The organism is Pseudomonas sp. Y24-6 (assembly GCF_020295325.1).
Classification (GTDB): domain Bacteria; phylum Pseudomonadota; class Gammaproteobacteria; order Pseudomonadales; family Pseudomonadaceae; genus Aquipseudomonas; species Aquipseudomonas gregormendelii.
Map to the genome: position 1 here is coordinate 261,826 of NZ_JACBXG010000009.1, position 7,795 is coordinate 269,620.

Consider the following 7,795-nt stretch of genomic DNA (forward strand, 5'->3'; position numbering starts at 1 on the left):
CTCATCCCGATGAATGAGGAAGGCGGCGTGGCTGCAAATGACCACGCCAGCGAGCCAGCCCCTACACGACAGCCTGGCGCACCTGTTTCTCCAGTTCAAGCTTCAAACCCGGCTCGAGTTTGAGCTGGCGCGCCAGCTCTTCCAGGTAGGATTTCTCCATATAGCTTTCCTCATCCACGAGCATCACGCTGGCGATGTACATCTCGGCCGCCATCTCCGGGGTGCTGGCGGCGCGGGCAACGTCTGCGGGGTCTAGCGGCTTGTTGAGCTCGGCGTGCAACCAGTGCTGCAATTCCTGATCGTTGTCGAGCTTAATGAATTCGCCTTCGATCAGCTCACGTTCGCGCTCATCGACATGACCATCCGCCTTGGCCGCTGCCACCAGCGCCTTGAGGATCGCCTGGCTGTGTTCCTCAACCTGGGCGGGCGGCACCCGGTCCACGGTTTGCGGTTCCTGCTTCGGTGCCGTGCCCTGCTGCGCCTGCCAGTTGCCATAAGCCTTGTAGGCAATAACACCGAGCGCCGCGAGGCCGCCGTAGATGGCAACCTTGCCGCCAACCTTGCGCACCTTCTTGTTCCCCATCAACAGTCCCATGGCGCCCGCTGCCAAAGCGCCACCACCGGCGCCGGACAGCAACCCACCGAGGCCGGATGACTTACCGGAACCACCGAGCAAACCGCCCAGCCCGCCGCTGGATGACTTGTTGTGGGAACCTCCGGCCTTGTTTTGCAGCAGGTCCTGCCCGGACTTGAGCAGTTGATCGAGTAAGCCACGGGTAATCATGTGTGCCTCCAAACATTCGGTCTATGGACAAATAAGGCCATCAGCCTAGAGCGAAAGTGCCCGAAGACCGCCAGAGAGAGTGCTTCGGAATGTTGCGTGCTGCCACAGACCGTCCTGCTGACCATCAGAAAAAAAGATATACACTCCAGCTCATCTAAAAATAACGCCCACCGGGTAATTCTTCATGATGACCTTGCGTCAGATCCGTCATTTCATTGCAGTGGCCGAAACCGGCTCGATCTCGGCCGCCGCGCAAACTGCGTTCATTTCCCAGTCAACGCTGACCCTGGCCATCCAGCAACTGGAACAGGAGATTGGCGTCGGGCTATTCAACCGCCATGCCAAGGGGATGACGCTGACCCATCAGGGGCACCAGTTCCTGCGCCAGGCGCACCTGATCCTGGCAACCGTGGACAACGCCAAGCGCAGCCTGCAACAGAGCACCGACCAGGTCGCCGGGCAGTTGATCATTGGCGTGACCAGCCTCGTCGCCGGTTACTACCTGGCTGATTTGCTCACTCGATTCCAGCGCGCCTACCCCAACGTGGAACTGCGCGTGATGGAAGACGAGCGGCCCTATATCGAGCATCTGCTGGTCAGCGGCGAGATTGATGTAGGCGTTTTGATTCTCTCCAACCTTGAGGATCGCCACGCCTTGCAGACCGAGGTCCTGACCCATTCGCCCCACCGCCTGTGGTTACCGGCCCAGCATCCACTGCTGGAACACGACAGCATCAACCTGGCCGACGTCGCGCGCGAGCCGCTGATCCAGCTCAACGTTGACGAAATGGACCGTAACGCTCAGCGCCTGTGGTGCAGCGCCGGCCTGCAACCGCGGATCACCCTGAAAACCGCCTCGACCGAGGCGGTGCGTAGCCTGGTCGCCGCCGGATTGGGGGTTTCGATCCAGCCGGACATGACTTATCGCCCATGGTCGCTGGAGGGCGACATCATTGAAGCCCGTCCCATCGCCGATCTCAGCCAGACCCTGGACGTCGGCCTGGCCTGGCGGCGCGGTACGGCCCGCCCTTCATTGGTCGACCCGTTTCTGACTGTCGCCCGCGAACAACCCCACGGCGGGCGCAAGCCATCTATTTAATCGAACGCCACCTTCAGTATTTAGTATTTGTCGACCTCGGGGCCTCAGACTAGTCTTGTTACATCTATATAAGACGGCCGGGCCCCAGTCGCTGGGAGCACCATGGCCACACAAGAAAAGAGAACCCGAAAAATGGCTGGCGCGCAGACTCCGATCTTCACCGCGTTATTGATCGACGGCGAACTGGTCGCGGGCGAAGGCTTTGTCGAGCCGATTCTCAACCCGGCTACCGGCGAAGTGCTGACCCACATTGCCGAAGCCAGCACCGAACAGGTCGAAGCCGCCATCCTTGCGGCCCATCGCGCCTTTGGCAGCTGGTCGCGTACCACCCCCCAGCAGCGCTCGGTGCTGCTCCTGGATATCGCCAACGCCATCGAAAAAAACGCCGACCTGCTGGCCCGCCTGGAATCGCTGAACTGCGGCAAGCCACTGCACCTGGCCCGCCAGGATGACCTCAGCGCGACGGTTGATGTGTTCCGCTTCTTCGCTGGCGCCGTGCGTTGCCAGACCGGCCAACTCAGCGGCGAATACCTGCCGGGCTACACCAGCATGGTGCGACGCGACCCGATCGGCGTCGTGGCGTCGATTGCGCCCTGGAACTACCCGATCATGATGGCCGCGTGGAAAATCGCCCCGGCCCTCGCCGCCGGCAATACCCTGGTATTCAAGCCTTCCGAACACACGCCGCTGTCGATCCTGGCCCTGGCCCCGGCCCTGGCCGAGATCCTGCCGCGCGGCGTGATCAACATCGTGTGCGGAGGGGGCGAAGGCGTTGGCAGTCACCTGGTCAGCCACCCCAAAGTGCGCATGGTGTCGCTGACCGGCGATATCGTCACCGGGCAGAAAATACTCCAGGCCGCTTCGAAAACCCTGAAACGCACACACCTTGAACTCGGCGGCAAGGCACCGGTGATCGTCTGCAACGACGCTGATATCCAGGCCGTGGTCGAAGGTGTGCGCACCTATGGCTACTACAACGCCGGGCAGGATTGCACCGCAGCTTGCCGGATCTATGCACAGGCCGGCATTCACGACCGCCTGGTCGCCGAACTCGGCGCCGCCGTCAGCAGCCTGCGCTTCGCCGGCAAGCGCGATGCCGATAACGAGATTGGGCCGCTGATCAGCACCCGCCAACGTGATCGCGTGGCCAGTTTTGTCGAACGAGCCCTCGGCCAACCGCATATCGAACGCGTCACCGGCGCGGCCGTGCATTCCGGTGCCGGCTTCTATTACCAGCCAACCCTGCTGGCCGGCTGCAAACAGAGCGATGAAATCGTCCAGCGCGAGGTATTCGGCCCGGTCGTGACCGTGACCCGCTTCGAGGAGCTGGAACAAGCGGTGGATTGGGCCAACGACTCTGAATACGGCCTCGCCTCTTCGGTATGGACGCAGAATCTCGACAAGGCCATGCAGGTCGCCGCACGCCTGCAATACGGCTGCACCTGGATCAACAGTCATTTCATGCTGGTTAGCGAAATGCCCCATGGCGGCCTGAAGCGTTCGGGCTACGGCAAGGACCTGTCCAGCGATTCGCTTCAGGACTACAGCGTGGTACGGCACATCATGGCCCGCCACGGACAGCATTTATAAAAGCGCACTACGCTAACAATTAGCCGTAAAGGCATTGGCTTGACCCCGTTAAAACTGCCCCGACCATAATTAAAGAAGAGGGAAACCCCATGTTCGTGCACAAGACCGCACTGCTCAGTGCAATCACCACCGCGTTGCTGGCCAGTGCCTCCATCCAGGCCGCCGAACCGCTGAAAGCCGTGGGTGCCGGCGAAGGCCAGCTGGATATCGTGGCCTGGCCCGGCTACATCGAACGGGGCGAAAGCGACAAGGCTTATGACTGGGTGACCGGTTTCGAGAAGGAAACCGGCTGCAAGGTCAATGTGAAAACCGCCGCAACCTCCGATGAAATGGTCAGCCTGATGGCCAAGGGCGGTTACGACCTGGTGACGGCGTCGGGTGATGCGTCGCTGCGCCTGATCGTGGGCAAGCGCGTGCAGCCAATCAACACCGACCTGATTCCGAACTGGAAAAGCCTCGACCCGCGCCTCAAGGATGCGCCGTGGTACGTGGTCAACAAGCAGACCTACGGCACCCCGTATCAGTGGGGCCCGAACGTATTGATGTACAACACCAACGTATTCAAGACCGCGCCTACCAGCTGGAACGTGGTGTTCGACGCGCAGAACCTGCCGGACGGCAAGCCGAACAAGGGTCGCGTGCAGGCCTATGACGGCCCGATCTACATCGCCGATGCGGCGCTGTACCTGAAAACCGCCAAGCCGGAACTCGGTATCCAGAGCCCCTACGAACTCACCGAAACCCAGTACAAGGCAGTGCTCGATCTGCTCCGCGCCCAGCAGCCATTGATCCACCGCTACTGGCACGACACCACCGTGCAGATGAGTGACTTCAAGAACGAAGGCGTGGTCGCGTCCAGTGCATGGCCCTATCAGGTCAACGGCCTGATGAACGAAAAACAGCCTATCGCCTCCACCATCCCGCAAGAAGGCGCCACGGGCTGGGCCGACACCACCATGTTGCATGCCGAAGCCAAGCACCCCAACTGCGCCTACAAATGGATGGACTGGTCGCTGCAACCGAAGGTCCAGGGCGATGTAGCCGCCTGGTTCGGTTCGCTGCCAGCCGTACCTGCCGCTTGTCAGGGCAGCGAGCTGCTGGGCGCCGAAGGTTGCAAGACCAACGGTTTCGACCAGTTCGAGAAGATCGCTTTCTGGAAAACCCCGCAGGCTGAAGGCGGCAAGTTCGTGCCGTACAGCCGCTGGACCCAGGATTACATTGCGATCATGGGCGGTCGTTAAGCCTTCTTGAGATCAAAAGATCATCCGATCGCGGCGCGAGCCTCCAGCACCGCCAATCTTGCGTCCTCTGCAAATCGTGCAGGAGCTGCCGCAGGCTCGGGCCGCGTTCGGACGATCTTTTCGATAACACCACCGATTCAATTTTTATAGAAAGCGCGCCTTTTCGGAGCACCGCACCATGACGCTTGCAGTCCAGTTCACCAACGTTTCCCGTCTATTCGGCGAAGTGAAAGCCGTAGACCGGGTTTCCATCGACATCCAGGACGGCGAGTTCTTCTCCATGCTGGGCCCTTCCGGCTCGGGCAAAACCACCTGTCTGCGCCTGATCGCCGGTTTCGAACAACCGAGCGCAGGCTCCATCCGTATTCATGGCGAAGAAGCCGCCGGGCTGCCGCCGTATCAACGTGACGTCAACACCGTATTCCAGGACTACGCGCTGTTCCCCCACATGAACGTGCGCGAGAACGTCGCCTACGGCCTCAAGGTCAAAGGCGTGGGCAAGGCCGAGCGCCTCAAACGTGCTGAAGAAGCCCTCGACATGGTCGCCCTCGGCGGCTATGGCGAACGCAAGCCGGTGCAACTGTCTGGCGGCCAGCGCCAGCGCGTGGCCCTGGCGCGCGCCTTGGTCAATCGCCCTCGAGTGTTGCTGCTCGACGAACCCCTGGGTGCCCTCGACCTGAAGTTACGCGAGCAAATGCAAAGCGAGCTGAAGAAGCTGCAACGCCAACTCGGCATTACGTTCATCTTCGTCACCCATGACCAGACCGAAGCCCTGTCGATGTCCGACCGTGTTGCGGTGTTCAACAAGGGACGCATCGAACAGGTCGACACCCCGCGCAACCTGTACATGAAGCCGGCGACCACTTTCGTTGCCGAGTTTGTCGGCACCTCGAACGTGATTCGCGGCGATCTGGCGCAACAGTTGAGCGGCCATCCACAACCATTTTCCATTCGCCCGGAACACGTGCGTTTCGCCGAAGGGCCGCTGGCCAGCCACGAAATCGAAGTCAGCGGCCTGCTCCACGACATTCAATATCAGGGCAGCGCCACGCGTTACGAACTGAAGCTGGAAAACGGCCAGACCCTGAATATCAGCCAGGCCAACAACCAATGGCTGGACACCAGCGCCCAACACCAGACCGGCCAGCGAATCATCGCCCGCTGGGCCCGGGAAGCAATGATCCCGCTGCAAGACCATGCAGTCGGCGGGGTGTGAGATGAACACCTTGGCTATCTCCCAAACCCCGTCGGGTGGCTCGCCGTTGCGCAAGTTTGCCAACCTGCTGTACCGCCGACCCAACCTGTACCTGTCGATGTTGCTGGTGCCGCCGCTGATCTGGTTCGGCGCGATTTACCTCGGCTCGTTGCTGACCCTGCTGTGGCAAGGCTTCTACACCTTCGACGACTTCACCATGGCGGTCACCCCCGACCTCACCCTGGCGAACTTCGCTGCGCTGTTCCAGCCGTCGAACTTCGACATCATCCTGCGCACCCTGGGCATGGCCATCGTGGTGTCGATTGCCAGCGCCGTCGTGGCCTTCCCGATCGCCTATTACATGGCGCGCTACACCACGGGCAAGACCAAGGCGTTTTTCTACATCGCGGTGATGATGCCGATGTGGGCCAGCTATATCGTCAAGGCCTACGCCTGGACGCTGTTGCTAGCCAAGGGCGGAGTGGCGCAATGGTTCGTCCAGCACCTGGGAGTGGAGCCGGTGCTGCAGTTCGTGCTGGGTATTCCCGGCGTCGGCGGCAGCACCTTGTCGACCTCGCACCTGGGCCGCTTCATGGTGTTCGTCTACATCTGGCTGCCGTTCATGATCCTGCCGATCCAGGCTTCTCTGGAACGCCTGCCGCCTTCGCTGCTGCAAGCCTCCGCCGACCTCGGGGCCAAGCCGCGCCAGACGTTCATGCAGGTGATTCTGCCGTTGTCGGTCCCGGGCATTGCCGCCGGCTCGATCTTCACCTTCTCCCTGACCCTGGGCGACTTCATCGTGCCGCAGCTGGTGGGGCCGCCTGGGTACTTCGTCGGCAGCATGGTCTACGCCCAGCAAGGGGCGATCGGCAACATGCCGATGGCCGCCGCCTTCACCCTGGTACCGATCGTGCTGATCGCCATTTACCTGTCTATCGTCAAACGCCTGGGGGCCTTCGATGCACTCTAATTCAGACAAGCAGGGGGAGAAAGCTTCATTAGGCTTGAGAATCGCAGCCTGGGGCGGGTTGGTTTTCCTGCACTTCCCGATCCTGATCATCTTCCTCTACGCCTTCAACACCGAAGACGCGGCGTTTAGTTTTCCGCCCAAGGGCTTCACCCTGAAGTGGATCGGCGTGGCGTTCTCGCGCCCTGACGTGCTGGAAGCGATCAAGCTGTCGCTGCAGATTGCCTCCATTGCGACGTTGATTGCGATGGTGCTCGGCACCCTGGCATCCGCAGCGCTGTACCGGCGGGATTTCTTCGGCAAGCAAGGCATCTCGCTGATGCTGATCCTGCCGATCGCATTGCCGGGAATCATCACCGGGATTGCCTTGCTGGCGACGTTCAAGACGCTGGGGATCGAGCCGGGGATGTTCACCATCATCGTCGGCCACGCGACCTTCTGCGTGGTGATCGTCTACAACAACGTCATCGCCCGCTTGCGCCGTACCTCCCACAGCCTGATCGAAGCCTCGATGGACCTCGGCGCCGATGGCTGGCAAACCTTCCGCTACATCGTCCTGCCGAACCTGGGCTCGGCATTGCTGGCTGGCGGCATGCTCGCGTTTGCCTTGTCGTTCGACGAAATCATCGTGACCACCTTTACCGCTGGCCACGAACGCACCTTGCCGCTGTGGCTGCTCAACCAGCTCAGCCGCCCACGGGATGTGCCGGTGACCAACGTCGTCGCGATGCTGGTGATGATGGTGACCATGCTGCCGATCCTCGGCGCCTATTACCTGACTCGCGGCGGCGAAAGCGTTGCGGGCAGTGGCGGGAAATAGTTCCAGGACTGACACAACAATCCCTGTAGGAGCGAGCTTGCTCGCGATGAACCTGAGGGCGCCGCGTGCATTCAGGCAGCCCTCGTCATCGTTGACGTC

The 7,795-nt window shown here is 61.2% G+C and carries 7 protein-coding genes; 6 read left to right on the forward strand and 1 reads right to left on the reverse strand.

Features of this window, described 5'->3' with window-relative positions:
* Positions 1-61: 61 nt before the first annotated feature.
* Positions 62-784 (reverse strand): tellurite resistance TerB family protein, encoded by a 723-nt coding sequence (locus tag HYI44_RS19015; RefSeq protein ID WP_122837655.1) that lies wholly within the window; start codon positions 782-784, stop codon positions 62-64.
* Positions 785-968: 184 nt separating this feature from the next.
* On the opposite strand from HYI44_RS19015, the gene HYI44_RS19020 reads away from it, so the two are divergent.
* The 6 genes from HYI44_RS19020 to HYI44_RS19045 all read left to right on the forward strand — a co-directional run bounded on the left by HYI44_RS19020 (position 969) and on the right by HYI44_RS19045 (position 7,696).
* Complete coding sequence (locus HYI44_RS19020) at positions 969-1,883, forward strand: LysR family transcriptional regulator (RefSeq protein ID WP_225570192.1); 915 nt, start codon at positions 969-971, stop codon at positions 1,881-1,883.
* Positions 1,884-2,015: 132 nt separating this feature from the next.
* Positions 2,016-3,473 carry a gamma-aminobutyraldehyde dehydrogenase gene (locus HYI44_RS19025; protein ID WP_122837654.1) on the forward strand — a complete coding sequence of 486 codons (1,458 nt, stop codon included), beginning with the start codon at positions 2,016-2,018 and terminating at the stop codon, positions 3,471-3,473.
* Between the two features lie 89 nt (positions 3,474-3,562).
* Positions 3,563-4,714 (forward strand): putative ABC transporter substrate-binding protein YdcS, encoded by a 1,152-nt coding sequence (gene ydcS / locus HYI44_RS19030; protein ID WP_045060779.1) that lies wholly within the window; start codon positions 3,563-3,565, stop codon positions 4,712-4,714.
* A 178-nt stretch (positions 4,715-4,892) separates the two neighbouring features.
* Positions 4,893-5,930 carry an ABC transporter ATP-binding protein gene (locus HYI44_RS19035; RefSeq protein ID WP_122837653.1) on the forward strand — a complete coding sequence of 346 codons (1,038 nt, stop codon included), beginning with the start codon at positions 4,893-4,895 and terminating at the stop codon, positions 5,928-5,930.
* Between the two features lies 1 nt (position 5,931).
* On the forward strand, positions 5,932-6,879 hold the full coding sequence (locus HYI44_RS19040; protein WP_225570193.1) for an ABC transporter permease: 948 nt from the start codon (positions 5,932-5,934) through the stop codon (positions 6,877-6,879).
* Positions 6,869-7,696 (forward strand): ABC transporter permease, encoded by an 828-nt coding sequence (locus HYI44_RS19045; RefSeq protein ID WP_122837651.1) that lies wholly within the window; start codon positions 6,869-6,871, stop codon positions 7,694-7,696. The genes HYI44_RS19040 and HYI44_RS19045 overlap by 11 nt, the downstream gene beginning before the upstream one ends.
* The last annotated feature ends 99 nt before the right edge of the window (positions 7,697-7,795 follow it).

Excerpts from the sequence above, each read along its gene's own strand:
- ydcS (WP_045060779.1), top strand. The coding sequence starts at position 3,563 with ATGTTCGTGCACAAGACCGCACTGCTCAGTGCAATCACCACCGCGTTG.
- HYI44_RS19035 (WP_122837653.1), top strand. The coding sequence starts at position 4,893 with ATGACGCTTGCAGTCCAGTTCACCAACGTTTCCCGTCTATTCGGCGAA.
- HYI44_RS19045 (WP_122837651.1), top strand. The coding sequence starts at position 6,869 with ATGCACTCTAATTCAGACAAGCAGGGGGAGAAAGCTTCATTAGGCTTG.
- HYI44_RS19015 (WP_122837655.1), bottom strand. The coding sequence starts at position 784 with ATGATTACCCGTGGCTTACTCGATCAACTGCTCAAGTCCGGGCAGGAC.
- HYI44_RS19040 (WP_225570193.1), top strand. The coding sequence starts at position 5,932 with ATGAACACCTTGGCTATCTCCCAAACCCCGTCGGGTGGCTCGCCGTTG.
- HYI44_RS19025 (WP_122837654.1), top strand. The coding sequence starts at position 2,016 with ATGGCTGGCGCGCAGACTCCGATCTTCACCGCGTTATTGATCGACGGC.
- HYI44_RS19020 (WP_225570192.1), top strand. The coding sequence starts at position 969 with ATGATGACCTTGCGTCAGATCCGTCATTTCATTGCAGTGGCCGAAACC.